The sequence below is a fragment of the Shewanella glacialimarina genome, assembly GCF_020511155.1.
Lineage (GTDB): Bacteria > Pseudomonadota > Gammaproteobacteria > Enterobacterales > Shewanellaceae > Shewanella > Shewanella glacialimarina.
Genome location: NZ_CP041216.1, coordinates 3,679,645 through 3,706,155, shown reverse-complemented (window position 1 = coordinate 3,706,155; position 26,511 = coordinate 3,679,645). Strand labels below are relative to the sequence as shown.

Sequence of the window (26,511 nt, the reverse complement as noted above, 5' to 3'; positions counted from 1 at the left end):
TCAGTAACAGAATTAGGCTTAGCTGCAAAGAGGTATTGCGACCCGATGAGTCAATAGCAATGCCGCAGCTAAGCGATTAAGCAAGATTATTGTCGTACCAGGTTATTAATCGTTAAGTCATTAAGATTAAACGATCAACGCCTTAGCGAATATAGAATTAAGAGGCTGTCTCCATGAGTGATGAGCAAAAATTAGCAGTAAACGAATACCTAAAAATCGACAGTGATTATTTACGCGGTACTATTCAAGAGGGTTTAGACACCCAAGTGACCGGATCGTTTAGTGATGGCGATCAGCAGTTAATTAAATTCCACGGTTTTTACCAACAAGACGACCGTGATTTACGTAACGAACGTAAAGAGCAAAAGCTAGAACCTTTATATAGCTTCATGCTACGAGCTCGCGTGCCAGGCGGTATTTGTTCGCCAGCACAATGGTTAGATGTGGATAAAATCTCATCAACGCTAACCACTTCAAACAGTATTCGTTTAACTACGCGTCAAACGTTTCAGTACCACGGCATTCCAAAGCGTAATCTAAAAACCTTGATCCAAGGCTTAGACAGAGCTGCACTAGACTCTATTGCGGCATGTGGTGACGTAAACCGTAACGTAATGTGTAACCCAAACCCGGTTCAGTCTAAGCTGCATCAGCAAGCTTATGCCGTGGCTAAAGAGCTATCTGATCATTTACTACCACACACTCGTGCTTATGCCGAGATCTGGTTAGATGAAGAAAAGCTATTAGACACTGAAACCCATGAACCGGTTTATGGCCAAACCTACTTACCGCGTAAGTTTAAAATGGCTGTGTCTGTGCCGCCAGATAACGATGTTGATGTTTACACCAATGACCTAGGCTTTATTGCCATTGAAGAAAATGGTCAGCTAATCGGCTTTAACTTAGTCGCTGGTGGCGGTATGGGTTCAACCCATGGAGAAGTTGAAACCTTCCCGCGTTTAGCCGATGACTTTGGCTATATCAAAACCGCTGATGTGATTAAATTTGCTGAAGCCGTGATGACTGTGCAACGTGACTGGGGCAACCGAGTTAACCGCAAACGTTCACGTCTTAAATACACCATAGTTGATCATGGCTACGATGCATTTAAAGCCGAAGTTGAAAAGCGTACAGGCATTAAATTCGAACCTAAACGTGATGTCGTTATCGGTGATCGTGGCGATCGTTACGGCTGGGTTGAAGGCATTGATAACAAGTGGCACTTAACCTTGTTTATCGAAAGTGGCCGCATTAAAGATGTACCGGGTAAAACACTGCAAACCGGTTTACGTGAAATCGCTAAGATCCATAAAGGCGACTTCCGTATGACTTCTAATCAAAATATGATTATTGCCAGTGTCGCAGCTGAAGATAAGGCCGAAATTGAAGGCTTAGCGCGTAAGCATGGTCTATTGGGTGAAGTGTTATCGGCAACCCGTGGTCACTCTATTGCCTGTGTGGCATTACCTACGTGTGCATTGGCGATGGCCGAAGCTGAGCGCTATTTCCCTGAATTTATCGATCACATCGATGCATTACAGCAAAAACATGGCATTGGCGAACAAGCTATTGTGGTGCGTATGACAGGCTGTCCAAACGGCTGTGCGCGTCCTTTTGCGGCCGAAATTGGTTTAGTGGGTAAAGCACCTGGTCGTTATAACTTGTATTTAGGCGCCAGTTTCGAAGGTACCCGCTTAAACAAAATGCACAAAGAAAACATTCAAGAAGCTGAAATTTTAGCTGAGTTGGATGGTTTGTTTGGCCGTTACGCTACTGAGCGTGATGCGGGCGAGACCTTTGGTAACTTTACGGTACGTATTGGTGTCGTAAAGGCGGTTTTAGACGCCGCTAAGGATTTTCATGGGTAATTTCTCTATAGGACCTGAGCAGTTAGTGGCATTGCTCATTCAACCTAAAGAGGTTCAGCAAGCGGAACTGGCAAAGATAAATCAGTTTTTATCTGCTTTAACCGCAGCTGAGCGTGTGGCATGGGGTCTGGCATTTTTGCCAGGCGAGCATGCTTTATCCTCTAGTTTTGGTATTCAGGCTGCTGTGATGTTGCATCTAGTCAGTCAGGTTCAAGCCGATATTCCGGTCATTTTGACTGATACCGGTTACCTGTTCCCTGAAACTTATCAGTTTATTGATCAGTTAACCGAGCGTTTAGACTTAAATTTGCAAGTATATCGCGCTGATCAAACCGCAGCATGGCAAGAGGCGCGCTTTGGTAAGTTGTGGGAGCAAGATTTAGCCGGACTTGAGCAATATAATCGCATCAATAAAGTTGAACCTATGCAACGTGCTTTAGCTGAACTTAACGTGGGCACTTGGTTTGCGGGTTTACGCCGCACACAAGCAGGTACGCGAGAAGCATTGCCTATTCTAGCGATTCACGGTAATCGTTATAAATTACTGCCGATTATTGAATGGTCTAACAAAGATGTGCATGAGTATTTAACCGCCCACGCTTTACCATATCACCCATTATGGGAACAAGGGTATGTGTCGGTTGGTGATACCCATTCAAGTAAGCCATTAGAGCTTGGGATGACTGAAGAAGAAACCCGTTTTAATGGTATGAAGCGTGAATGTGGATTGCATTACGAAATATAGCTTTTCGATAGTGTTACTGTGACCGTTTTCGGTTGAGTAAGTTGTCGTGAGTAAATTGAGTAAGTATATGAATTTTAAAATACTCCCTAAAAAGAGTTAAATTTTGTTTAAAAAGTTAGGCAGAGTACGCAATACTCGTCTACATTTACTCATTCCCGTAGATAGTTTTTTGTAGACACTTTTTAGGACTGTTTTTGCAGTCCAAGTACCTCCAAAAGCTTCGCTCGCATCCTCGAGCACATTGATTGACTTGTTAGCGTAATAAGCAATCAAATTTAAGCCCCAACAAGTATTGCTTGTTGGGGCTTTATATTATTCATCCTAGCTGTTTTTTTTGATCCTATATCACACAAGAGTTACTTCATTTCTGGGCGAAAAGTGCGCTTGGCTTAAATTCTGTTTACAGGCTTACCATGGCATTGACTTACCGACACGCGCAGCTTTTGATTTAAACAAGAGCGCTCCATATAGATCTTCCGCCCCGTCCATGGGGCGGACGGTCGTCTCGCAAACACTCATGGTTCACCTTTATAGTCTTTACGTAACCTTTGAGCTTTAAAAAAACAATCCCATATTTTGCATCCGAGACTTAATTGAGATCACCAACCTTATATTTGGACAGAAGTGGGTTGGAAGATTTGTTTTTATAAAAGTGTAACCAGATCCAATTAAATCCTCATAGGTTTGAGATTAACTACAAGTGCAGATGATCCAGCGAGACGCCGCAAGCACCTCCATGTGGGCTTAACCAAAACATCCTTGTTTTGGATACTCGCTGGCTCATCTGCACCTGAATCTTTGTCTCTTCGATTTAGCTTCATTGATGGCTGCGGGAAAGAGCTATATAAAAACAGGAGTTAACTCATTTCTGGACATAATCATTTCTTAGACATACATGCAGTTAAATTTCATCCGCAATTTCAAGAATCATAATATCAATATTATTACTCCATTCTTCAAGATAACTATCGTGAATAAGCCATACGTTTTGGCTTTCAGCAAGCTGTCGAGCAGATTTGGTATAATCATTATTTGTTACAACTACAGCACCAAAAGCTTCGTAATAATCTCGTGCAGAAGAAACTTCCTGAACGGCGTTATTCCCTACAGGTTGATTATACAATTTACATTGAAATACATATTTAAGACCATGTTTTTCGGCTACTACATCAGCACCTTGATCCCCACTTCCTGAAGTATGGTAGGCATTCCAACCAAAGTTACATAAATGGCTAGCAATAATATTCTCATATTCATAAGGTGTTATTTCTTGATTAACATCTACTGTAATATGAGCAAAATCATCGAATTCAATATCATCAACAATTTGGATGATAAACTCGTGAAGTGGTTGTTCAAACTCTTCAAAACTATGAAAATATTGAAGTCGATCTATACTAGCAAGAGCATGTTTTAACACGGGAGGGGTTTTATTGATAATGTATGACATTATAGCTATTTCCCTTTTTTGACTAAAGGTTTGAGACTCTCTAACCCAGTCATCAATATTTATATCACCATATGAATCACAGAAAACTAGTTGTCTTTTTCTCAGGGATAATTTTTGTAAATAACTATTCTCGATTAAAAAATTTTTAATTAATGCTTTTTTTATATCCTCAGACAGAATCATTGTCTGAGCCATATAATTTATTTTTGAATCTTCCCAAGCAATATTTTTGGTGATTGGCTTGTATAAGTTATCAGTTATGTCAAAGCTATTTTTGAACCAAGTCTCATTACTACAGTTATTTATAATAGCATCACGAAGTTGATGAACTTTATCAATTGAATATGGATTTAGTATTGATTTCAAGAAATTAAGCATTCATTATCCTTAAAATTAGTATGGTCACAGTAGACTTTAAAAAGGGAGCAGATCGGCATATGCTATTGAATGGCTTTTTCTTCCCTAAATGGCGTGCTCGATGATTATGTTCGAGGTTACCCAACTTTGTCCTTAAGTTTTCATACTTTAATCTACTTTATGGTTTTAATTCAATGTTTTAATACAAGTTGTATAAGGTAGGTTAAATCAGTCTGTGACTTCAATCTAATCCATTTTCTGCCGCAGGTTCTTATACAGATGATATTTTCGCTTCTTAGATTTAACTTCATTTGTAACAATTCCATAAGATAAGCTGAGATGTCCAGTTTGAATTGAGGTCATCGAGAAAAGGCCGTCAGCTTGGCATGGATGCCACGCTAGCTTTCGTTGGGCCAGGGACGGCTCATCGGAAGCGTTAGGGCTTTTCGACAATGGCCGAAGCCGGATACAGATGAAGTTTAAAGCTGGATCGATCCCCATCGAAAATTATGCGCTTTTCAGCATTTTTCGTCTGGGGCGGCAGGGTGATCCAAGAGGGTATTGCTGTTGATACCCTCTTGGTCTGGTGTGGGTGAAGCGCCACGACGTTGGTGGCCGCAGGCCATATTTCCAAACAAACTTTGGGGCATAAATAATTTACAGGCTTACGATCCTAGGCACATTTCTGGACAAAAATGTTCTAATGTACCTTCGGATTAGTTACAAATTCAAATATCTTCCATAAATGTTACGAATGAAAAATGGATATATAGCCCTATCCTTAAATTACAAACGTTTATCAGCATCTTTGTAAGCTTCAGCGCCTTCTCTTTTTCCAACTGCTACGACAAAAACAGTGATCCGCTCATCTTGCACTTGGTATATCAATCGATAACCCGCGCTACGCAACTTGATTTTGTAACAATCTGGTAATTCTCGTAACTGATTGGCTTCGACACGAGGGTTAACCTGCACCTCAGCCAACTTCTTCTTAAACTGCTGGCGAATGGTATCACCCAACTTGTGCCATTCCTTCAAAGCACGGGGATCAAACTCCAATTCATAGGTCATCCAAAGTAACCTTCACGCCAGGTTGTGGATCGGCCAAGCGAGCCTTTGCTAATTCTAAAAGGGCTTGGTCCTCATCGGTTAACAGTACCGGCTTAAATGGCAGCACCCCTCTTTGCGCTACATATTCCAATGTTTGGCGTAGCAACTCTGATGGCGTCACACCGAGTTTTTCCAAAGCCGCATAAGAGCGTGTTTTTAGCTCATCATCGACACGAATATTAATGGTTCCCATAATCAGACTCTGTAGTTACAAATGTAATTACATGCTATGAGTTTGCTGTACAAATAGCAAGCACCAAATGTTGTCAGATAGCGCCCCTAGGTCGAAGCGCCAAAAAATATCAAACTATTATATAAATGCAGAGTAGTGTCGAAAAGATTTTATGATGTTAATAGTAGATAGATTTACCTCAAAATGGTGCTTTCATAAACTAGTGATAACGATGTTCGAGCAAAGTTTAAATTGGATGTTCTCTAACAAGGAGCAAGGGCAAAACCAAGTTAGTGTTCTTGAAATCATCTTTTTCCACTCAATCTTTAAATCCTGCAGGTTAAGCTAAAGGTGTCGAATTTAGCTTATTGACTACACCTTTCAACCCGAGTAGCGGCCTCTATTTAAAATGATAATCATAATTAAATTGAAGCCTAAGCTAATGCGTTAAGGTCGAATTAATGTTAAATTATTGAATCGTTTACCTATGTCTTTGAAAGTTGGAAATAGGTACTTTTGACCAACAGATAATCCTCGTGACTCTCATGGAAGAGTTAAATAGTGAATAAATTGGAGTTTATAAATGAATAAAATGGCTGTTGCAGTTGCTGTATTAGCGGTTGGTGCGGGTGGATATTATTTTAGCCAACAATCTAACTCAGTAGTGGCAAATCCTATGCTGGATTATATTCCAGCAGATACGTTAGCGTTTTCAGGGCAATTAAGCCCTTTTCCCTTTAAAGATTATCTGTATAGCTCTGCGGGAAGTGCTCAAGGTTATTCAGTTGAGCAGCTTGGTGAGTTGAGCGATTTTTCTGAGCCGCACGAGAAGTTTTTCTTAAGTCTTTATAAGCAATATCTGACATTGATGACCGAGCCTGACAAGCTGATAGCGCATTATGGTTTACCTGATGAGATGCAAAGTTATTTTTATACTCTAGGTGCTTTGCCAGTGATGAAGCTTCAATTGGCTGATGCGAAAGCGTTTTGGGCTGAATTAGATCGCGCAGAGCAAGAAAGTGGCTTAACGCACACAGTCGGCACCACCGCAGAGCTTGAATACCGTGTTTATCGATTAACCGGTGAAGATTCTGATGAAACAGTGGATATTATCTTTGCTGAAGATAAAGGTTGGTTAACTGTTACGTTAAACACCTCATTTAACCAAGTTGAATTGTTGCAAACCGCGTTAGGTGCCAAAAAAGTTGATAACCCAATTTCTGCCACCACTATGCTACAAGATATTGCCAAGCAACACGGCTTTATGCAAGACAGTATTAGTTTTATCAACCATGTTGAGTTAGTGAAAGGTATCACCTCTACCGATGGCAACATGTTGGCTAAGCAAATTACTAAATTGGCAGCGCTGCAGGATGAAGATCCATTTGCCGAACTTCACAGCGAACAGTGTCAAACTGAGCTAATGGGCATTGCTAATAACTGGCCTCGTTCGGTAATGGGATTTAAGTCTTATTCTGTATCGCGTGAAGAAAGTACATTTGATGCGCGTTTTGTGATTGAAAGCAAAAATGCAGTGATACTGGATGCATTATCTAAAATGCGTGGTTTTATTCCTGATTTTGGTGCTGATGCTGCCGACCATATTATGTCATTTGGTTTAGGGATTGATGTGGCTCAGTTAGCACCATCTTTAAACGCGGTTTGGAAAGATTTAAAAACACCAAGCTACCAATGTCAGCCTTTAGCTGGAAGCCAATATGCATTAGAAGAGTTCAACCCAGCCATGATTGGTATGATGACCGGCATGGCTAATGGCGTTAAAGGGTTAAGCTTAACGGTAATCGATTATCAGTTAAAAGATACTGATGGTTCACCAGCTTTTGACAAGTTAGACGCGTTAGTGACTATGTCTGCTGAAAACCCAACCCTGTTGCTTGATATGGTTAAACCTATGTATCCACCTTTAGCTCAGGTTGATTTAAAGGCTGACGGTGAAGCGGTTGATGTCACTTCACTGTTGATGTTGCCACCTGAGTTTGGCGTACAAGCAAAAATGGCTGTTAAAGGTCAGCATTTGGTATTGTTTGCCGGTGATGAAGCACAAAAATTAGCGGATAGTTTAGGTAAGCAAGCATTAACTTCAAATGGTTTACTTAACTTGGCGGTTGATTACGAGAAAATGTTATCGCCAATGATGACCATGATAGAGCAAAGCGGTGAAGAAATTCCGCCAGAGTTGTCTATGATGAAAGATTACAATATGAGTATGCAGATGACGATTGATATTAATGCTAAAGGCATTGAGATTGGCTCGAAAGTGAATACTAAAGCCGCTAAGTAATTTGTAGCAAGTGCTTGAAAATAGGAAAGCCGTTCGCTTAATCGCGAACGGCTTTTTATTGGCCGAAGCGCTAAAGCTAAACCTAAAGCGAGTGCATGCTAGGCTTAAATTGTCGGACATTCAGATGTAAAAAATCGACCCCAGATATCATTCTGAGGTCGATTATTAAGGTTACTGATTGTATACGTTAGTTGTTTAACCCAGAGGTTAGTTAACTAAACCACGACGCTTTAATAGGGCGTCAGTTGAAGGTTTTTTACCGGCAAAGTCGATATAGCTTTGCATTAGATCCTGGCTATTACCTTTTGACAACACAGCATCACGATATTTCTGGCCATTTTCTAGGGTTAAACCACCTTGTGACATCATGTGCGAGAACGCGTCTGCGGCAAACACTTCAGTCCATAAGTAAGCGTAGTAACCCGCTGAATAACCGCCGCCGAAACTGTGGCTAAAGTAGGTGGTTTTATAGCGTGGTGCTACAGGCGTGTAATCTAAACCGTGTTTTGCTAGTGCTTGTTTTTCAAAAGCGGCAACATCACTAATTTCAGTTCCTGCAGCAATTGAGTGCCATTCCATATCAAGCAGCGCCGCAGCTAAGTACTCAACCGTGCCAAAGCCTTGGTTAAAGGTATGTGACTTTAATACTTTAGCAAGAAGCTCTGCAGGAATAGGCTCGCCGGTTTGATAGTGCTTCGCATAGTTTGCTAGTACTTGTGGCTCTATGCTCCAGTCTTCGTTGGCTTGTGATGGAAACTCAACAAAGTCACGTGCGGTTAAAGTGCCCGCTAAACTTGGATATTTAACCTGTGAGTATAAGCCGTGAATAGCATGTCCAAATTCATGGAACATGGTGCTCACTTCGTCAAATGTCATCAGTGTTGGCTGACCTTCGGCAGGCTTAGGAATATTCAGCACGTTATAGACCACTGGCTTAGTATTTTTCAAGAATGATTGGCTAACCAATTCATCCATCCAGGCTCCACCACGCTTACCTTGGCGTGCATATGGGTCTAAATAGAACAGGCCAATTGAGCTGCCGTCTTGGTTAAATATTTCATATGCAGTCACATCTTTATGCCACACAGGTAAATCAGCGCGCGGTTTAACTGTGATGCCATAAAGCTTATTCATCGCAAAGAACAATCCGTCATTTAGTACAGTGTTCATTTCAAAATAAGGCTTAACCTGGCCGTCGTCTAGGTCATATTTAGCGGTACGTACTTTCTCTGCATAGTAAGCCCAGTCCCATGGTTCAAGGGTAAAGTCTTTACCATCTTTAACAATTTCAGCTTGAATATCAGCAGCTTCAATTTTTGCTTTAACCAGTGCTTTTGGTGCTAGGTCGTCAAGTATGCCGTAAACCGCTTCTGGGTTTTTGGCCATTTGATCGCCTAGTGAGTAAGCCGCCCATGTTGGGTAACCTAATAGTTGCGCTTTTTGTGCACGTAACTGAGCTATTTTAATGTTTAACGGCGCGTTAGTTTCCATGGCGCGATAAGCAGAGGTTTGCCACAATTTTTTACGTAAATCGCGGTTTTTAAGGCTAGATAAAAGTGGCTGAGTGGTGGTGTTCACTAAGGTGATCATGTAACCCGTTTTACCGGCAGCTTTTGCCGCAGAGGCTAGTGATGCGATGTCGTTATCTGATAAACCGTCAAGTTGCGCTTTATCTTCAACCAAGATCACGTCATCTGTGAATGATTTCAACACGTTTTGTGAGAAGCTCGTTTCAAACTTGGCTAATTCACCGTTTAACTGACGCATTGTGCTTTTGTCTGCATCAGACAATTCAGCGCCTGAACGTACAAAACGCTCGTAGTAAACTTCTACTAAGCGTAAATCTTCGCCGGTTAATGTCGCTTTGTTTTTATAAATAGTTTGAATGCGGGCAAAAAGCTTTTCATCAAGATAAATATTGTCCTGGTGTGCCGTTAGCTTAGGAACAATTTGTTCTTCAACACTGATGAAATTGTCGTCAGAAATTAATCCGGTAAGATTGAAAAAGGCGCGTTGAGTACGGTCTAAAATCACACCGGTTTTTTCTAACGCGACAATGGTGTTGTCAAACGTGGCGGCTTCAGTGTTATTGGTAATCGCGGCAATTTCTGCTTTGTGCTCTAACATGCCCTGTTCAAATGCAGGTAAGTAGTCACCCGCTTTTAGTTTATCAAATTGCGGCGCCATATATTGTAAAGGGCTTGGCGTTAATAGCACGTTGTCGGCAGCGGCAGGCGTTTTTGTCATTGTTGTTGATGCCTCTGCGGTCGTTTTGCTGGTCATTGAAGTGTCTGCTGATTGCTCCGAACAGGCGCCAAGCATTAGTGCAGCACTGACTGCTGTTGTTATAAGGGTTTTACGCATTGAAATATCCTTGGGTCTTTGCCCGATTGAGGTGCTTTACGCCTATTCAAAATATGATCGTAGCGTTGAATAGTGGCCGTAAAAACATAAAATAATAACCTCAATACAATACCAAGCCTTCGCCTTGCCGCATAGGGTTATGATATTAACTAAGATTAATTTTTAAAATCTATGCCACCAATAGTGATATTTGCGAGATATATAGGCATCTAAGTCATAAATTTTAGTGGTATTTTATGGATATTCGCGTAGCTTAATAATGATAAATACGCACGATAAGGGCGATAGATGAAAGCGGGTAAACACGATACAAAACTGCTAAAACTTGCAATGGAAATAGGCATGGGCTACGCGCAAAAACGGGGTTTTGCTGATTTTGGTAAAGGCATTTCACCCAAAGATAAAGTGGAATGTATTTATCGATTATTGGTTGAAGATAACCTGATTCAAGCCTTAGCCGAAGATAAAGATGATGGTCCGAATCGCAAGCATAAATTGATATTATGGATCAGTAAGCAACTGCCTAAAGAGCATGAATTACTCAACTGATCTTTACTCTCAAGGATACCGTTAACGGTATTAATGGCCTTGGCATTGCTTCATTCAAGCGATTATTACATTCCAGCGTCTGTTACTTTTCAGTAATGGTTACATTTTAGAGATTGTTAAATGCTAGAAAAAAGCGAACCTAAAAGAGTTCGCTTTTTTGTTGGGCTATTTTCGACTATGTCACTCATCTTATGGTGACAACGCTATATATGCAAAATAGTCCTGTAGCTTACTGCCTGATCACTAAGCATAGCCTTTACTCAAATCATACAGACGATTTGATAACTCTGATGACGAGCTACTGACATTGGCTAATTCAAGCGCATCCTTGGCATTTAAGTCATTACTGACTCTAATGTTTTCGGCAAGTTGGTTAATTTCGCCCGACACGTTTGACTGCTCACTGGCTGCTACTGCTATTTGCGAAGTGCTGCGACTTATGCCGCTAAACACTTCGATAATTTCATTAAATCCTGCAATAACTTTCTCTGATCGAGTCAAAGACTCACTCGATAAAGACTGTGAACTGACGATAATATTCACGCCCTGGCTAGCAGATGTTTGTAACTGAGCTATCATAGCTTCTATCTTGCTGGCTGACTCTTGAGAGCGGCCAGCTAGGGTTCTTACTTCATCTGCAACCACCGCAAACCCTCGCCCCTGTTCGCCCGCTCTAGCGGCTTCAATGGCGGCATTTAATGCCAACAAATTCGTTTGCTCTGAAATACTTTTAATCACATCTAACATAGTACCCATTTGTTGAGAGTCCGACGCAAGACGATTAATAATATTGGCAGTTTGTTGAAGTACTTCTGACAATGCCTGGTTGGCTTTACTATTTTCTTTAACATCATCCATACGTCGTTGAACCAGACCTTGGGATTCGTCGACGGTTTCTGAGGTTGATTTGGTGTTTCGTGCCACCTCTGCTGCGCTGGCTGACATTTCTGTGATGGCAGCGGCAAGCATGTGGTTTTCTGTTAGTTGTGACTCAGCGCGTTGCTTTAGCATAGAGGACATATCATTTAGCTGTTTTGCTCGGGCTTTGGCCTCCACTGCTTCGTTTGCTATCTGTCCAAGCAAGCCCTTAAGATGTTCGCTGTATTGGTTAACGGCTTGTTTTAAATTACCTATTTCATCATGCCTGTCAATTTTGAGCGTCGCAGCAGAACCACCACTGATTAACATGCGAATTTGCGCAGTGGTCTCATTCACCCATTGCATCACTTTGTTGGCATTCAAAATCAGAATACCAACAAAAAAAAGCAGCATTGGAATAAGCGTAGCGTATAAGCTTAAGCTTAAATCACTGATAGGTTTTTGGATGATAGGGTCAGGTAGCACTATGCCAATCTTCATGCCTTCTTCTGGCATATCCATTATCGCCAACATAGAGCCACTGCCTTCGACAACGCCCTCTGGCAGTTGAATGATGGTTTGGCCGCTGTTGATTGCGCTTAATAGCGGTTGTAAGCTGCTATCTTGGGCGACAACATCATTGAGTTTTTTCATATCAAGGGATGTTGAGCGAATACTTGGAAAGCTAATAATTTGATTGTCTTGACCAAGTACAAAGTTGAACCCGCCCGACTCTTGGTTTTGGCGCTTAAACAGCTTATCTAAACCCGCTAGCATTAAATCAACGGTTGCCACTCCCCAAAACTGACCTGCTCGATTAATTGCGACAGTGCAGGTGACCATGGCCGTGCCACTGACCGGATCTTCATAAGCTTCAGACCAACCGCATTGTCCAGTGTTAAGTGAACGCCCCGCAATATACCAGGCTTCATTATGATAGCCAGGACCACTCGGTTTATTGTAATCATCAATTTTGTCTAATTGCCCTGAAGCATTTCGTGCCCAAAAAAAAGATTTTAATGCCACACCTGAGCTAAAAGCGTTAGGTTCTGGCCAAATGCCCCCGCCAGCGACATTGGCATTGCCAAACTGGTCAATTATTTGGGGAAATAGCAGCGAAAATTGTTGTTCATCTAAGGGTAAAGTTGCTGCTAACGAGGCTAAGCTTTGGGTCAACACAGCGCCTTTACTGAGTTCAATTCTTACTTCATTAACACTGGCCGAAATACGTAATAGCTCTTTCTTTTCAACCTCTTTTTGAATAACCGGTAATGCTAATGTCTGCATTACCACATAAATAAGTACAATTGCTGTGACTAATAAACCCACACTAAGGTAGGTCGCTTTTTGTGAAATTAATAACGTTTGCTTTTCCATTAGGAATACCCTTTACGAGCTCACTGAACCGGATGTTACTTTCGCTTTAGCATCACGAATTAACGCTAATCACATTATAGTCGTTAAATTTTTATCGGCAGTTAAACCATGCTTTAATCCATATAAATATAATTAACAATATCCATATAGTGTGGTAATAATGATAAATGCAATTAGCCATTTATTTAATCTCTGTGCAGTATTGGTAACTGGACTAAAAACCTTATTCATCCCCTGAACATTTGCCAATATTACCGCTGTCAGCCATTATTAAATTCTTAAAATGAAAAAAGCGAACTCCTGAGAGGTCGCTTTTTTTGTGGGACTTTTTAAACACTATTTTTAAGTACTATTTTTAGTCGCTTTTTTATGTCTTAGTCGCTCTTTTATGGACGTTGCCATTAAAAGCAGAGGCGACCCACGACAGTCATAACACGTCACATTTACATGTCGCATTATTCTAGGGACAGTCACAGTGGCTTGAGCTTTTAGGCTCTAACTTACTAATCTTCAATCCCCAGGATTAGCTTGCTATATTGCCAGTTGCTTGGGGTGGCGTATGTGAGTAACTTTTCTCTATCGACAATACGGCCTTCTAAATAAATGCGCTTAAATTCAACCGTTTTCGTTATGTCTTCGCTGACTTCAAGAGGGAGAATGATAAAGTTTGCCTTAGCGCCTGCTTTGATTCCCCAGTTAATCCCCAAAAATTGATAAGCCTCATGGGTTACCGAGAGTAAAATATCTTTGGCTGACATGCCTAATTGCTGCAAATGAAATAACTCAACGTGCAGGCCAACCCCTTGATACATAGTTAAGTTGGCGCTATCTGAGGCGGCAATGATGGTGACTCCTTGGGCAACAAGTTTAGTGAGCGAATCTGTGGCATTAACCTTGGCGTGAAGCCACTTTTCTGATGTTAGCCAGTCAACTTTACCTTTACTCTTTTTCTCAACGGGGAACTGCTCAAGTATGGCTGGTTTTACCAAGGTTCGGGTTAACTCATCGGTATGACTTTTAGGGACTTCTTTGAATAATCGCTGAGTTTCAAGGATCACGCCGACTGTGGTAATAATGGCGGTTTCGTTGGCTTTTAGCAACGCAGGGATATCCTCTGGCATAGGCGTAAGAGGGAGATGGGTAATGGCATTCGCGCCAAGTTCACTCGCGGTTCGCACATCCTCCCAGCTTCCCACATGAACCACTGAGGGGATATTTAGTTTCCTGGCTTCAGCCAGAAATGCTTGCAGGGTTTCTTTAGATACAGTGGGTCTTCTAGGATGATCCTGCTCTAAGACCACTTTGAGTACATTGGGGCGTTTAACTGCCAACTCTTGCACTTCGAGCGGGACTTGCTCAGGCGAATCGATAATGCGGGTCTTAATGCCCATTTGGGAGCAGTGGCCTTTTGTTACCGTGAAGCAAGGGCCTGCGGCAAACAGCTGTGCTTCATCCCTTATGCTTGGGTATTGGTTATCGCGGTAATCAAGCAGTTGATCTTCCTTGCCGAATAAATCCAGCGCACCGTGCACTCCAGCGTAAAGCATGGCGTTTAAAGTACCTCTTATGCCTATGTATTGGTAACCCTCGTTATGGGTAAGTGAGCCATTTCCCCAAGCATGGGTGTGCATGTCTATCATGCCTGGCAACATAAGATCGCCGGCCAAGTCCTCTTGGAAAATGCCATCATTGACAGGGATAGCCTCAGTCACTTGAATAATCTCATTATCACGGATTAACACATTCTTTAATGTGACTTCTTTAGAATCAGGGTCAAGCACAGAGGCATTTAAGAACCAACGCTCTGCAGCGCTCGCATCTGAACCTAGTGCTAAATAGTTGAGCAGTAAAATTAAGGCGAGTGAAAGCTTCCATATTAATTTCATGGCATTTTCCTTTTGTTGTTTTAAGGTGGATGTCTTAAGGCAGTGGCAGCTAGATCTGCTGCCACTGAGATATGGCTAGGTTAGGTTGAAATACTGTTTTACCTTGCTGGTACCGCTGCGGCTGGTGGTGACGCTGGTATCGCAATCGATAAACTGAATTTGATAGTTGCCGTTTTCTAGTCTCACAAGATTATCCACTCTTTGGGTATTGATAATGGCGTTTCTGTGCACTCGCAGAAAGTGGCTATCTAATGCTAGGTCCAGCTGCTCTAATGTTTTATCAATGACATAGTTTCTCTCTCTTGTTTGAGCGATTGTCATATTGAGATTGGTTTGAAAAAAGACGATATCTTCTTGTTCGAGTATGTAGGTTTTATTACCTGATTTTGCACTGACCCTCACTTTAGCTGACGCTGATTGCACGTCTTTAGCGGCTATGCGTGATAAGGCTTGGGTGAGTCTTGCTAAGTTAAATGGCTTTAGCAGATAGTCTATTGCGCCATTGTCGAAGGCCTTAAGGGCGAAGTCACTGTAAGCTGTGGTAAAGATAACCTGGGTTTTGATATTTAAGTTATCGAACAAGCTAAAGCCACTGTGCTCACCAAGCTCAATATCCAGAAATACCACATTAGGTGCTAGCTGGTTGATGCGCTCAACCGCATCTGTTAATTGCTCAGCTTCCCCTAATAAAGTGATATTAGGCAATTGTGATAACTGCAGTTTTAATTTCTCACGGGCGTGAAACTCGTCTTCAACAATAAATACGCTTAGCATTTGGCCTCCAATGCAATTTGGTAACTTGCTCCATTGTCATTTTTTATCTTAAGTTCGCCTAGTTGATGCAAGGCTAAGCGTTTTTCAATCAAGCTTAATCCGTGACCGTTACGCTGGCCGTCGAGTACTTTTTGCGAAAAGCCTTTGCCGTTATCCCTTATGCTTATTTCGCAGCCCTTAGGGCTTGGATGGATCTCAACCTTGATTTCAAGCTTGCTGCCTTTATTGTGTTTTATGGCATTTTCAAAAATAGGCTGAAGCAGTAAAGGCGGGATGTTAATCGCGTCCAAAGTGGCTGTTATTTGCCAGTCGACGATTATTTTGTCGCCGAAGCGGGCTTGTTCCAGCGATAGGTATTTTTTGCAAGTTTCGATTTCCTGATTAAGGGGGATTAGCGGTGTTTTGATATCGAGACTGGCCCTTAAAATATCTGAAAAACTGTGCAATATGGTATCGGCTTTTTGTGTGTCTGTGGCCATTAGCGCTGAAATAGTATTGAGGGAGTTAAATAGAAAGTGCGGGTTTAATTGGTTAGTTAAATTCTGTAGCTGCGCTTGCTCTCTTAAGTCTTTTTCATGGGCATAACGCAAACTAAGGCTGTATGTTTCCCATAGCGTAAACAAGAAAACGCCCCACAGTAACGCAGCATAAAATCGTTCAAAAAGAGGGAATGTAAAATGGGCAAACAATGACAGGTGAAGCTCGGCAACAATATTGGCACCAGCCCACATAATCAGGCAAAACAACATAGCTCTAAATGCAATATGCCTTTGGCTTATCGCGGGTAAATTCTGTAGAAAGTAATATATCCAGAAAGGTCCGAGATAGAAAAAAGTAAGCCAAATAGGTGTGCTGTATATGAACAGGGTATTATTCGGTCGTCCCATTTGTAGCCATTCGTTACTCGCTGGCAACACATATAAAAATGCTAAAAATAGGCTGATCAAAATAGAATTTTTTTTGCTTACCTGCATTTATTGCTTCCTGATACCTATTTTTTTGGACATTGTGCTTATGAAACATGCCTTGTTAGGGCTGGTTTGAGACAATTGCAACTATATATAATACTGCCGCTTGCACAAGTAGCGATATGGCGAACTGCAGAGATAGCATCTTGAAATGTAGACCTGGGAGTATGAATTGATTTACGGCAAACTAACATCATAGTGTTATAAACTGCATGGGGCAGTAAAATATCTGAGCAATGGTCTAATATCGCGTACATTATATTCACTCCAGGAAAGACAATTACCTAGATTAATACTAAACCAGCGTTAATCCATATCGTCTAGATAATGTGTCTGCAATTTTCGAGCTCGGAAGTATTTTTTTAATGGTAAGGAGTGCGCTGATGTCGACAAATATGACATCCAGAAGGCAGTGTTGTACCGCACAATATATAGCTCTTTGCGATCAAACGCTTACTATGACAGTTAAAGGTAAGGTTGTAGTTTTTATAAGTAAGTTTATAAACCATGTATACGCTTCACAAACAAGCTAGCCATCGGGTTGGCCTTTATGACACATCTTAAATTAATTTAGAGACCTAAAATCAGCGTGTGGCTAGATACAACATCATCCAATGCTCCCCGTAAGCAAACTCTGCCAGGATAACTTTTACTTTTAGCCCAAGATGATTTTAATTCATGTTGGTTAGCTGTAGAATCCGCCCCTTCTTTGCTGCTGACCTAATATTTGTGCCTTTATGATGATTGACCTAGCTTTACTGCCTGTTTATTTAACCACTGTTATCGCTCTTCTATTAATACCGGGTCCTGATATGCTATTAATCGCCAGCTCTAGCCTCAGCTATGGCCGCAAAGTGGGTGTATATGCCAGCTTAGGCAATGCAACTTCTGGGCTTATTTTAACCTTGCTTGCGGCCATGGGTGTGTCTGCATTGGTTGCTATGAATCCAATAGCATTAGAGTTATTGCGTTTACTGGGTGGTGCTTATTTACTTAAAATGGGCTGGGACTGTATGCGCAGTCTCGCAACAGAGGCCCCTGAAATAGAGCAGCAAAATAACTTAGCTAAATTGCTTTATCGCCGCGCAGTTACCAGTAACCTTCTTAATCCTAAAGCACTGCTGTTTTTTGTTTTGTTTTTACCGCAGTTTGTCTCTACTCAGCTTAGTGCCAGTTCAGGCGAGCAAATGCTGGCATTAGGGCTATTGCTTAATGTGATGGGATTGTTGTTTAATTTGTTGCTGGTGGCTTTAGTGGGAAGTTTAGGTAAACCCTTGCTGAATAATGAAAAGTTTCGTACATATCAGAACAAGTTTATGGGCGTGATATTTTTTGCTTTGGCGATTTGGTTACTGTCTTCTCAAATATAAAATGTTAGTTAACGCATTGAATAAATGTGTTATTAGAAACTAAATAATAAAAAGCCACGGTTATAAACCGTGGCTTTTTATTGTCTATTTACGCTACAGATATTAATCTATTGCCGAGTTAGATTCACTTTAGGCTAGTTAATTGCTAATTATTTAATTGCAGCGATTTCTTTCTCAACCGCAGCAACTACAGCGTGAGGACTGCTTAGATATTGTGAGTGGTCGATAAAAATAGCGTTGTCATTGACGGTCATTACCATAACAGGGAAGCCTGCAGTACCGATGACTTGTTGAATTTCTTCAATACCTTCTAGCACGTGTTCTGCCTCTATACTCAGCTCATCTTTAAACACTTTATTTGATGGCGATAGTTTAAACTTTTCGACAATGGCATTGAAATCGTGTTTGTTATCTAACGGGTTGCCTTCAATGAAGTGTGCCCTTTGTATAGCATTTAACACATCTAATTGTTTGCTGGCTTGTTTGCTTTGTACCCATCCCATTAGGTTTGCGGTTTTCACTGAGTTCTTAGGGCTATTTACATAGCGAATATGATCTCTGCCAAACTTAAGTCCACTGATCCGTGCAGCGGCTTCCATCTGTTCTTCGCCAGCACTGTCTTGGCCTATGTAATGCGCACTGTGTAATAAGTGAACAATCATTTCAGGGTAGGCTGCTTGCAATGCATTTACCAAAGGTGTTGCGGCATAGCTCCAAGGGCAGTGTGAGTCGTAGATAAAATAAAGCTCGGTGGTCATTGAGGTCATTCTTGTTGGCGGTTGATAAGTTGATCCTAAATAGTTTGTTGGCATTATTCAATCATTGAATCATTGAATCAGTGTTTATTGTCCAATGATAAACTCTGTTGATAAGACTAATGGATATCTTGTGATTATTCATGCTGGTTTAACGTCTGACCTATACAGTCATGGCATTAACCTTAATAAATCATACTTGATTGCAGGAGTGAGAATGTCGCAGGCTTTTTTATCGAAAACACGTGTTTTAGTCATAGGCAGTTGTTTGGCTACGGGAGTTGTATTGTCTGGTTGTGGCTTTTTCGGTGCTGATGAAAAACAACAAGCAGAAGCGCTTTGGTTAGCGAAAGATGAACAGTTAAAATCCGCCATAGAGGCTGTTCGAAGCGAAGGCATTGATGCGGTGATTAAGAGCGCCGAAACGGGTAGTGTGTCAGCATGTGTTGCTGCCAAATTAAGTCAAGATCCGCTTGGTGAGTTAGTCAGTGTGGAAGGTGCTTTGGCTGAGTCTGCTCAGGTTGCTGAATTAATAGGTTCAGTACAAAAGTTACTGGAGCAAGATGTCAGCTTTGAACAAGTGGCTAGTTTGCTTCAAAAGGGGGCTGATGCCGCGTCTTACGCTAAGGCATTAATTGAGCAGCAAGGGGTAACGGGCGCGATAGCCAGTATGCAGCAAATGGCAATGGCTAGTGAGCAATTTGCTACCCAAGATTTAGGTGGCCATTTTCAGCAACTTCTACTTGAGTGTCAGACTAAATAATCTCTGATCGGGTTAAATAAAAAATGGGGTTCAGATTTTTTCGGAACCCCATCAATATGATCTGCTTATTCTATCTAAACGACAATCAGTGCGTCATCGTAATCAGCGCTGCAGGAATAATAAAGAAGACTGTAGCTATATGAGCCACTACAGTTAATTTATTATTTTGGGCTTTTTCAGCTAACCATTCGGCACAGTTAATCGGCAAGTTACGGAAGGAAGGGATACCGTACAGCACTAATACGCCTAATACGTTAAAACACAAATGCACAAATGCTATTTGTAATCCCAATATTGCGTGATCGCCAGAAACAGCCATTGCCGCCAGTAATGCGGTAATACAGGTGCCAATATTCGCGCCTAAGGTGAAGGGATAAGCTTCTTTTAGGGTAATAATATTGTTGCCTATAAGCGGCACTATCAAACTTGTCGTGGTGGATGAAGATTGCACCAGCACCGTAACAGCTGTACCTGCTGCAATGCCATGACCAGGTCCGCGACCCAATGCCGTTTTTAAGATTGTTTCTGCGCGTCCAACCATTAAGGTTTTCAGTTGCTGCCCCATAAATAACACCGCAAAAAACAAAATGAATATACCCAATCCAATGACAATCGTGCCATTAATGATTGGGTTTTCAAACTGTAGTTGGCTGGAAATAAATTCGGTTACAGGCTTTGTCATCGGTTTGATAAAATCGAAACCAATGCTGCCAGAACTGCCCATTGCGGCAAAGGGGGCGACTATCCAGCCGCTTAACTTTTCCAGTAAGCCAAACATAATTTCTAATGGTAAGAAGATGCACACCGCGAGTAAATTGAAAAAGTCATGCACGGTTGCGCCTGCAAAGGCACGACGAAATTCATGCTGACAACGTAAGTGTCCTAAGCTAACTAAGGTATTGGTTAAGGTGGTGCCTATATTTGCTCCCATGATCATGGGAATAGCGATTTGTAGAGGTAAACCGCCAGCGACTAAGCCGACAATAATACTGGTAGTAGTACTTGATGATTGGATTAACGCGGTGGCAATTAAACCGACCATTAATCCGGTTACAGGGTGTGAAGCAAACTCAAACAATGCCATTGCTTGTTCACCGCTTGCTAATTTAAAACCTGTACTTATCATTGCGACAGCAAGCAATAGTAAATACAGTGATGCTATTAAACTGAACCAACGCAATGTATTGCCAATTGGTAAGGGAGAAACGCTCATGCAACAACTCCAAAATGACACTTATGTGACGCGGCGCATTCTATCAGAAGGCAAAAAAAAGTAATCAGTTTGGCAGAGCAAATTGAAAATATATTTCTAACAAAAAGCGTGATCTTTTTCATGTAAAATTCAGAGTGTGGTTTTTAATATAAGCTTTTGAAAATATTACTTTATATTTTTGGAAGCGCGGCGACTTGTTACGGTGTTCCTCTGTATTCAGTTAACGATAAACATTATCTTGGTAAACATATCAATGGATGAACCGATCACTATTTCACTGCCTTCACTTATTCATCGAATAGAGGGAAACAATGTTAAGCATGCTAAAGCTATAGCCTTGCAATCTGGTTGTGAGCTTAAACGTGTGCGTCGTTCGAGGAACTGGCTGATAATAGGTTCGGCGATTCAGGTGCAATCATTTTCAATGCGATTAAAAACAGAGCAGGCTGAGGCGTTTGGTTATTTAATCCAAAAAATTGATACAGGCTTACTAGGTCATGCTGACAAGTTAGAATCGTTAGAAAACAAGCTTAAACGTTTAATCATCCAAAGCCCCAATATCACCTTAAGTGAATTAATGCAGATCACCGATTGCACTGTAGCTGAAGCAAGAGTTGCCCGTTTTAATGCTGATTTATATTAAGTTTTCTCTGGAAACACATAATCTAACGCTAACTTTGTTATTCTAAAGTAATAACTTCAGCGCGATTAAGGGGAAAACGCTAGCCTAAAGCTGCAGTGTTAGTCATCAATCACTAACGGCTTAGCTGCCCTTGGCCCGTATAATTGAAAGCACCATGATTGTCTATAACAGCAGGTGCTTGGATTGGTTCTTCAGTAGATGTTTTTGGGGTTTGTGCGACAGAAATATTCTGCCATTTGTTAACCACCTTTGCTAATGCCCCGCGGTTTGATAGGGTTGAGATGGCATTGTTTATTTCCTGTAATAAGCCAGAGCTTTTTGTTTGTTTACTTAACATGAAATGAATTTTATTGCTGTCTACAAGAAGAGGTAATGGTTCTAGTGCAAGATTCTCTGATTGATTCGCTATGTAAGGTAAAGAAATGGAGTCGCCGATCAGAATATCGCCTCTTTTATAGGCGAGCATCCTTACCGATTGTGCCGCATCCTGGCTAATAACTAATAAGCCCTGATTTTGTAATTCTGCTTTTGACTGTAAATAGTCTTTCCCATACCAGCCATAGGTAGGCACTAACAGCGTTAACTTCTGACTAAAAATATCCTGCCATTTTTCTATACTAATTTGAGGTAAGGTATCTGCCTTGGTAAACAATCTTATTTCTTCATCTCTGTATGATTGGCTAAAAAAGGCATACTTCTCTCGCTCTTTTGTGTAGCTGGCTCCCATCATCATGTCTAAGGTGCCAGCCTTTAACATTTGGTGAGCACGCTTAATCGGCATGTGGATAAAGTTTACTTGGCAGCCAAGATTATTAGCAACAAGAGTAAGCATGTCGATATCGAGTCCGACAGCATTACCTGAGGCATCAACCCAAGAGTAGGGTGCCCAATCATTAAAGCCGACTTTTATCGGTTCAGAACAAATTGATTCTGCATTTTGCCCCCAAACAATGTAAGACTGGCAACAGAATAGCAGAGTAAATAACAATGTATTTTTCAATATCATATTGGCCACTGTTTTGCTTTGGTATTGAGCGTGGAATGTAGAAATTAATATTTTACTAAACTTACTTCATCCTAGCCTGCTATCCCGCTCATCGCTAGCGCCAAAGATGATTAAATTAGAATAATATTGATTTGCTGAGAAATTATTTTTAAGAGTTAGCTCACGTCAAAAAATAGAGAGAAGTTAAGTCATCATATGCGGCTAAGGCTAAATTAAGTGGAGTAGAACAACTCCACTAGTGAACAGTAAAGCACCATGAACATTTTATATCATCGATTCTACAAACTAGTCTTGATCAGAATTTGCGTCTACAATTCGCTGTAAACGTTCTTGTTCTTCTTCCCTAGCAGCATTAATTTCCTCAAGAATGGCACCCACATCGGCAATATGCTCACTTTCTTGGAATTCGCCGGTCAGTTTCGAAAGAGGAGTTAACTCTCCCGCTTCAAATAATGCCCACATTTCTTTGGCATACTTAGTCACGGCAAGCTCTGGAGCGAATTGACTATAGTAGTTGGTCATGTTGTTTACATCGCGGGCAAACATCCATTCTGCATTGTTATTGGCGGCCGCATCAACAGCTTGAGGTAAGTCAATAATGACAGGTCCGTTACTATCTACCAGTACATTAAATTCAGATAAATCACCATGAACTAAACCAGCACATAACATTAACTTAGTATATTCAATCATGCTGGCATGATCACGAATAGCATCCTCGGTTGTCATTTCAACGTCGTTTAGGCGCGGTGCTACCATACCGTCATCATCTGTGACCAATTCCATCAACAATACGCCTGAATAGCAGCCATAAGGTTTAGGCACACGTACGCCTGCATCCGCTAGCTTATACAGTGCATCGACCTCGGCATTCTGCCAGGCTTCTTCTTGTTGGTCGCGGCCAAATTTCGATCCCTTTTCCATCGCTCTAGCGCGGCGACTATTGCGAACTTTACGGCCTTCTTGATATTGCACCGCTTGTTTAAAGCTTCGCTTGTCTACATCTTTATAAACTTTGGCGCAGCGAATATCCTCGCCGCAACGCACGACATAAACAGTAGCTTCTTTGCCACTCATTAATTGACTGAGGACTTCGTCCACCAAGCCTTCTTCAACCAGAGGTTGGATTCTTTTTGGGATTTTCATTGCGTCCTTATACCGTAAATATGCGTAGGATGGAATGCCCAAACGAAGGTTTTTCTACATCAAAGTAAATGTGACGTTTATTTATACTAAAAGATATGTTTATGATGTACCTCAAATGCCATGTTTTTTGTCCTATGTAGATATTATATTTATCCTTGCTGTCATTTGTACATTTTTAATCTAAGATTGCATAAATGCCGTCATCACTAAAGAGTTGGACTGAAGTATGAAAGAAGTTGATTTTCGTAGTATTGATAAAATATTTATTAAAATGTCTATTAATGACAAATTTTGGGTCATATTTGGTGTCTTTGCACTTGCAATAATCAGCCTAGCGACTTTTCGTTATCAAGACAATATCAACCTAATAGAGCAGCAGTCACAATTTATGCTTGAAAGCCAATTAAAAGGTATTTTGCAAGCGACTGATGGTGCTGAACAAACAGATAAGTTAGATAAATTAAATATTCAAACCACAGGCTTATCTCAGTCAAGCCGTAACCGAGACTCCATCACTGCTGTTATGCGTGCAACATCTGGTGAGAATTACGCTTTGACTGAAGCTGTTGCCAATCAAGAAGCCGCAGCTAAAAGTGATGCGTTAACGAGTGCGTTTTTAACCCTGTTATGGCTATTGCCTTTCGGGTTAATTACTTACTGGAATGCTACCTTTATTGGCGGGGCGCTTTGGGTGCTTTGGAATACGACCGAAAACATTGGCAAGGGTAATCTTACCTCTCGATTAGGTTTCCATCCTGGCAGGGATGAGTTTGGTACCATTGGTTGTGCACTTGATAAAGCCATGGATACATTAAGTGAACTGGTCACTACAGTTAAAGCGAATGCTAAAACATTAAACAGTACTTCAAATTCGTTTGCCAATGTAAACCATGAAAGCGAATTGCAAATTGATCACCAGTATTCATCTCTTGATTCGGTTGCTACGGCAATGGAGGAAATGACAGCTTCTGCTGCCGAGGTGTCTAGCATCTCGCAGAAATCAGTCAGTCAAGTTGAGCAAAACTCAAAATCTATTAGTCAAAGCTTTGAGCGAGTCCAAAAAGCGATTAGTGAGATTGAGCAATTATCAGTGCTTATTGAGCAAACCTCTGAGTCAGTTAATACGCTAAAAACAAACGCGGTTAATATTAATGATGTCATCACTACTATTAATGCTATTTCCCAGCAAACTAATTTATTGGCGTTAAATGCTGCTATTGAAGCTGCGCGCGCAGGCGAAATGGGGCGTGGTTTTGCGGTAGTGGCCGATGAAGTCCGTACCCTAGCCAGTAGAACTCAGGCTGCAACGGTAGAAATTCATACTATGATTGAAAACTTACAATCAGAAACCAACAATATGGACCGTATTACTCAGAATACTGTTAAACAAGCACAAACCAGTAGCGAGCTTGTGAGTCTTATTGGTACCGATGTCAGTTCAATTAACGAATCTTCTCAAGTCGTCATCGATATGAGCTTCCAGATTGCAGCGTCATCACAGCAGCAAAGTGCAGTCGCAAATGATATTGCATCGGAGCTAAGTGATATCCGTCAAAAAGCCAATACAATTAAAGACCTGGCAAAGCAGTCGTCAAATAGTGTTAAAGATTTATCTAAAGCATCAGAAAGTTTAGGTAAAATTTTAGAGCATTACCACACAGCATAGGCATCTTGTGGGTCGCTTAATATGACGTGTTAATCAGATAATGGTTTTATTCATGTGAGTGCAAATAGCTTAGGTTTTATATCTAAGCTATTTTTATATTAGCGGTTCGCTTAGATAAGGATGATTTATTTGCTATCATAGGCGTATTCGGCGGCTCATATTGAATAGATTGATATTGATACCGTTGTCGTTTTTGCTACAAAAAAACCGAAAATTCGGTTATTGGAACTCTTTATGATTGAATTACAACAGAATAACCCACTACATGGTTTAAAATTAGAAACCATGGTGACAGAGCTAGTCGACTTTTACGATTGGAAAATCCTATACGCAGCACTGCGTTTAGAGTGTTTTCATACCAACCCAAGTATGGAAGCCGCTGTGAAGTTTTTAAAAAAGACTGAATGGGCTAGGGAACGCGTAGAAAACTTTTACCTTTATCGTTTTAAGCGTATGCCCAAAGGTAGTGCGGCGCAGTTTGAGTTAAAACCTCGGGAACGCGGATTTTTTGATGGCATTATGCCGCGTAAGCCTCAAGAGCTAACCGTGGAGTTAGTTGCTGAGATGCGTGACAAAGCGACATCAGATTATCAAGAGATGAAGCGTAATAATAGCCGCCCTCAATATGGTAAAGATAAGCCAAAAACTCAAGATGCCTATGCGCAAAATAAACGCACTAGTAGCAATCGACCTGCGCCATCGCAAGACCCTAAAAATCCCTGGGGTAATTAGTCGTTTAGCTTACTCAAGCTTAATTAGCAGACTTAACTCAATACACTAAAACATATTAGCGCCTTTTTTAAGGCGCTAATTTTTTATCCCATCATCAGCACTTTATATTCGATAGCTCTAGTAACAATATTTAACCTCAACTCGGGTTAAGAGGTGAATAAACGGTATTGAAACAGTAAAAGCTCAAGTGTTTACTTTCAAACTTGAGCTTTGCGCTGTTAACAAGGCGAATTTATGCATCAATAGCTAATCTATTGTAAGTCTTCTTGGGTAAATAATAACGAAGTTAGCGGTGCAAAGTGCTGTTTGATATGCATTTATTATCCCGATCTGAGGTTACTTATCCAGAAAACAGGTTTTGCTATCCGTTAGTATGAGTATGTGATCCCCTTATCTGCGATGTTAACCATTATTACTGAATACTCTGTTCTAGTTAG

The 26,511-nt window shown here is 41.1% G+C and carries 21 protein-coding genes; 9 read left to right on the top strand and 12 right to left on the bottom strand.

Translation table 11 applies throughout. The annotated features are described in order from the left end of the window. Positions 1-173: 173 nt before the first annotated feature. Entirely contained in the window at positions 174-1,868 is a 1,695-nt protein-coding gene (gene cysI, locus FJ709_RS16180; RefSeq protein ID WP_226411091.1) for an assimilatory sulfite reductase (NADPH) hemoprotein subunit, read from the top strand. Further along, positions 1,861-2,613: a phosphoadenylyl-sulfate reductase gene (locus FJ709_RS16175; protein ID WP_226411089.1), complete on the top strand. Its 753-nt coding sequence runs from the start codon at positions 1,861-1,863 to the stop codon at positions 2,611-2,613. The genes cysI and FJ709_RS16175 overlap by 8 nt, the downstream gene beginning before the upstream one ends. 901 nt (positions 2,614-3,514) lie before the next feature. On the opposite strand, the gene FJ709_RS16170 is transcribed toward FJ709_RS16175, so the two are convergent. The 3 genes from FJ709_RS16170 to FJ709_RS16160 all read right to left on the bottom strand — a co-directional run bounded on the left by FJ709_RS16170 (position 3,515) and on the right by FJ709_RS16160 (position 5,723). Further along, entirely contained in the window at positions 3,515-4,441 is a 927-nt protein-coding gene (locus FJ709_RS16170; protein ID WP_226411087.1) for a restriction endonuclease, read from the bottom strand. 765 nt (positions 4,442-5,206) lie between these two features. Then, entirely contained in the window at positions 5,207-5,491 is a 285-nt protein-coding gene (locus FJ709_RS16165) for a type II toxin-antitoxin system RelE family toxin (protein WP_226411085.1), read from the bottom strand. After that, positions 5,481-5,723, bottom strand: coding sequence for a type II toxin-antitoxin system RelB/DinJ family antitoxin (locus tag FJ709_RS16160; RefSeq protein ID WP_226411083.1), 243 nt, complete (start codon positions 5,721-5,723; stop codon positions 5,481-5,483). The genes FJ709_RS16165 and FJ709_RS16160 overlap by 11 nt, the downstream gene beginning before the upstream one ends. A gap of 562 nt (positions 5,724-6,285) precedes the next feature. Here FJ709_RS16160 and FJ709_RS16155 point away from each other — a divergent pair. Beyond that, a complete protein-coding gene (locus FJ709_RS16155) occupies positions 6,286-8,004 on the top strand; it encodes a hypothetical protein (RefSeq protein ID WP_226411081.1) in 1,719 nt (572 codons plus the stop codon). Between the two features lie 207 nt (positions 8,005-8,211). Here the strand turns inward: FJ709_RS16155 and FJ709_RS16150 are convergent, their stop codons facing one another. Beyond that, positions 8,212-10,368, bottom strand: coding sequence for a M3 family metallopeptidase (locus tag FJ709_RS16150; protein ID WP_226411079.1), 2,157 nt, complete (start codon positions 10,366-10,368; stop codon positions 8,212-8,214). 288 nt (positions 10,369-10,656) lie between these two features. Between FJ709_RS16150 and FJ709_RS16145 the strand changes: the two genes are divergently transcribed. Beyond that, entirely contained in the window at positions 10,657-10,917 is a 261-nt protein-coding gene (locus FJ709_RS16145; RefSeq protein ID WP_226411077.1) for a DUF5062 family protein, read from the top strand. A 243-nt stretch (positions 10,918-11,160) separates the two neighbouring features. Here the strand turns inward: FJ709_RS16145 and FJ709_RS16140 are convergent, their stop codons facing one another. From FJ709_RS16140 to FJ709_RS16125, 4 genes are all read right to left on the bottom strand, one after another. Then, the gene (locus FJ709_RS16140; protein ID WP_226411075.1) at positions 11,161-13,152 is read right to left on the bottom strand and encodes a methyl-accepting chemotaxis protein; all 1,992 of its coding nucleotides are present in this window, start codon (positions 13,150-13,152) and stop codon (positions 11,161-11,163) included. Between the two features lie 503 nt (positions 13,153-13,655). Further along, positions 13,656-15,038, bottom strand: a complete 1,383-nt coding sequence (locus FJ709_RS16135) for an amidohydrolase family protein (protein ID WP_226411073.1) — start codon at positions 15,036-15,038, stop codon at positions 13,656-13,658. A gap of 75 nt (positions 15,039-15,113) precedes the next feature. Beyond that, positions 15,114-15,812 carry a LytR/AlgR family response regulator transcription factor gene (locus tag FJ709_RS16130; protein ID WP_226411071.1) on the bottom strand — a complete coding sequence of 233 codons (699 nt, stop codon included), beginning with the start codon at positions 15,810-15,812 and terminating at the stop codon, positions 15,114-15,116. Beyond that, a complete protein-coding gene (locus FJ709_RS16125; RefSeq protein WP_226411069.1) occupies positions 15,806-16,786 on the bottom strand; it encodes a sensor histidine kinase in 981 nt (326 codons plus the stop codon). Before FJ709_RS16125 ends, FJ709_RS16130 begins: the two co-directional genes overlap by 7 nt. 731 nt (positions 16,787-17,517) lie before the next feature. Here FJ709_RS16125 and FJ709_RS16120 point away from each other — a divergent pair. Continuing rightward, positions 17,518-18,150, top strand: coding sequence for a LysE family translocator (locus FJ709_RS16120; RefSeq protein WP_226411067.1), 633 nt, complete (start codon positions 17,518-17,520; stop codon positions 18,148-18,150). Positions 18,151-18,299: 149 nt separating this feature from the next. On the opposite strand, the gene FJ709_RS16115 is transcribed toward FJ709_RS16120, so the two are convergent. Then, positions 18,300-18,908: a protein-disulfide isomerase gene (locus FJ709_RS16115; RefSeq protein ID WP_226416022.1), complete on the bottom strand. Its 609-nt coding sequence runs from the start codon at positions 18,906-18,908 to the stop codon at positions 18,300-18,302. Between the two features lie 214 nt (positions 18,909-19,122). Here FJ709_RS16115 and FJ709_RS16110 point away from each other — a divergent pair, with 214 nt between their 5' ends. Next, complete coding sequence (locus FJ709_RS16110) at positions 19,123-19,668, top strand: hypothetical protein (RefSeq protein WP_226411065.1); 546 nt, start codon at positions 19,123-19,125, stop codon at positions 19,666-19,668. Between the two features lie 85 nt (positions 19,669-19,753). Here the strand turns inward: FJ709_RS16110 and FJ709_RS16105 are convergent, their stop codons facing one another. Beyond that, positions 19,754-20,881: a Na/Pi symporter gene (locus tag FJ709_RS16105; protein ID WP_226411063.1), complete on the bottom strand. Its 1,128-nt coding sequence runs from the start codon at positions 20,879-20,881 to the stop codon at positions 19,754-19,756. 253 nt (positions 20,882-21,134) lie between these two features. On the opposite strand from FJ709_RS16105, the gene FJ709_RS16100 reads away from it, so the two are divergent. Then, on the top strand, positions 21,135-21,524 hold the full coding sequence (locus tag FJ709_RS16100) for a ribosome recycling factor family protein (RefSeq protein ID WP_226411061.1): 390 nt from the start codon (positions 21,135-21,137) through the stop codon (positions 21,522-21,524). 112 nt (positions 21,525-21,636) lie between these two features. Here the strand turns inward: FJ709_RS16100 and FJ709_RS16095 are convergent, their stop codons facing one another. Beyond that, positions 21,637-22,530 carry a substrate-binding periplasmic protein gene (locus FJ709_RS16095; RefSeq protein WP_226411059.1) on the bottom strand — a complete coding sequence of 298 codons (894 nt, stop codon included), beginning with the start codon at positions 22,528-22,530 and terminating at the stop codon, positions 21,637-21,639. 285 nt (positions 22,531-22,815) lie between these two features. Next, on the bottom strand, positions 22,816-23,676 hold the full coding sequence (locus FJ709_RS16090) for a PA4780 family RIO1-like protein kinase (protein ID WP_226411057.1): 861 nt from the start codon (positions 23,674-23,676) through the stop codon (positions 22,816-22,818). A gap of 226 nt (positions 23,677-23,902) precedes the next feature. Between FJ709_RS16090 and FJ709_RS16085 the strand changes: the two genes are divergently transcribed. Beyond that, a complete protein-coding gene (locus FJ709_RS16085) occupies positions 23,903-25,342 on the top strand; it encodes a methyl-accepting chemotaxis protein (protein ID WP_226411055.1) in 1,440 nt (479 codons plus the stop codon). Between the two features lie 234 nt (positions 25,343-25,576). Beyond that, positions 25,577-26,074 carry a VF530 family protein gene (locus tag FJ709_RS16080; RefSeq protein ID WP_226411053.1) on the top strand — a complete coding sequence of 166 codons (498 nt, stop codon included), beginning with the start codon at positions 25,577-25,579 and terminating at the stop codon, positions 26,072-26,074. The last annotated feature ends 437 nt before the right edge of the window (positions 26,075-26,511 follow it).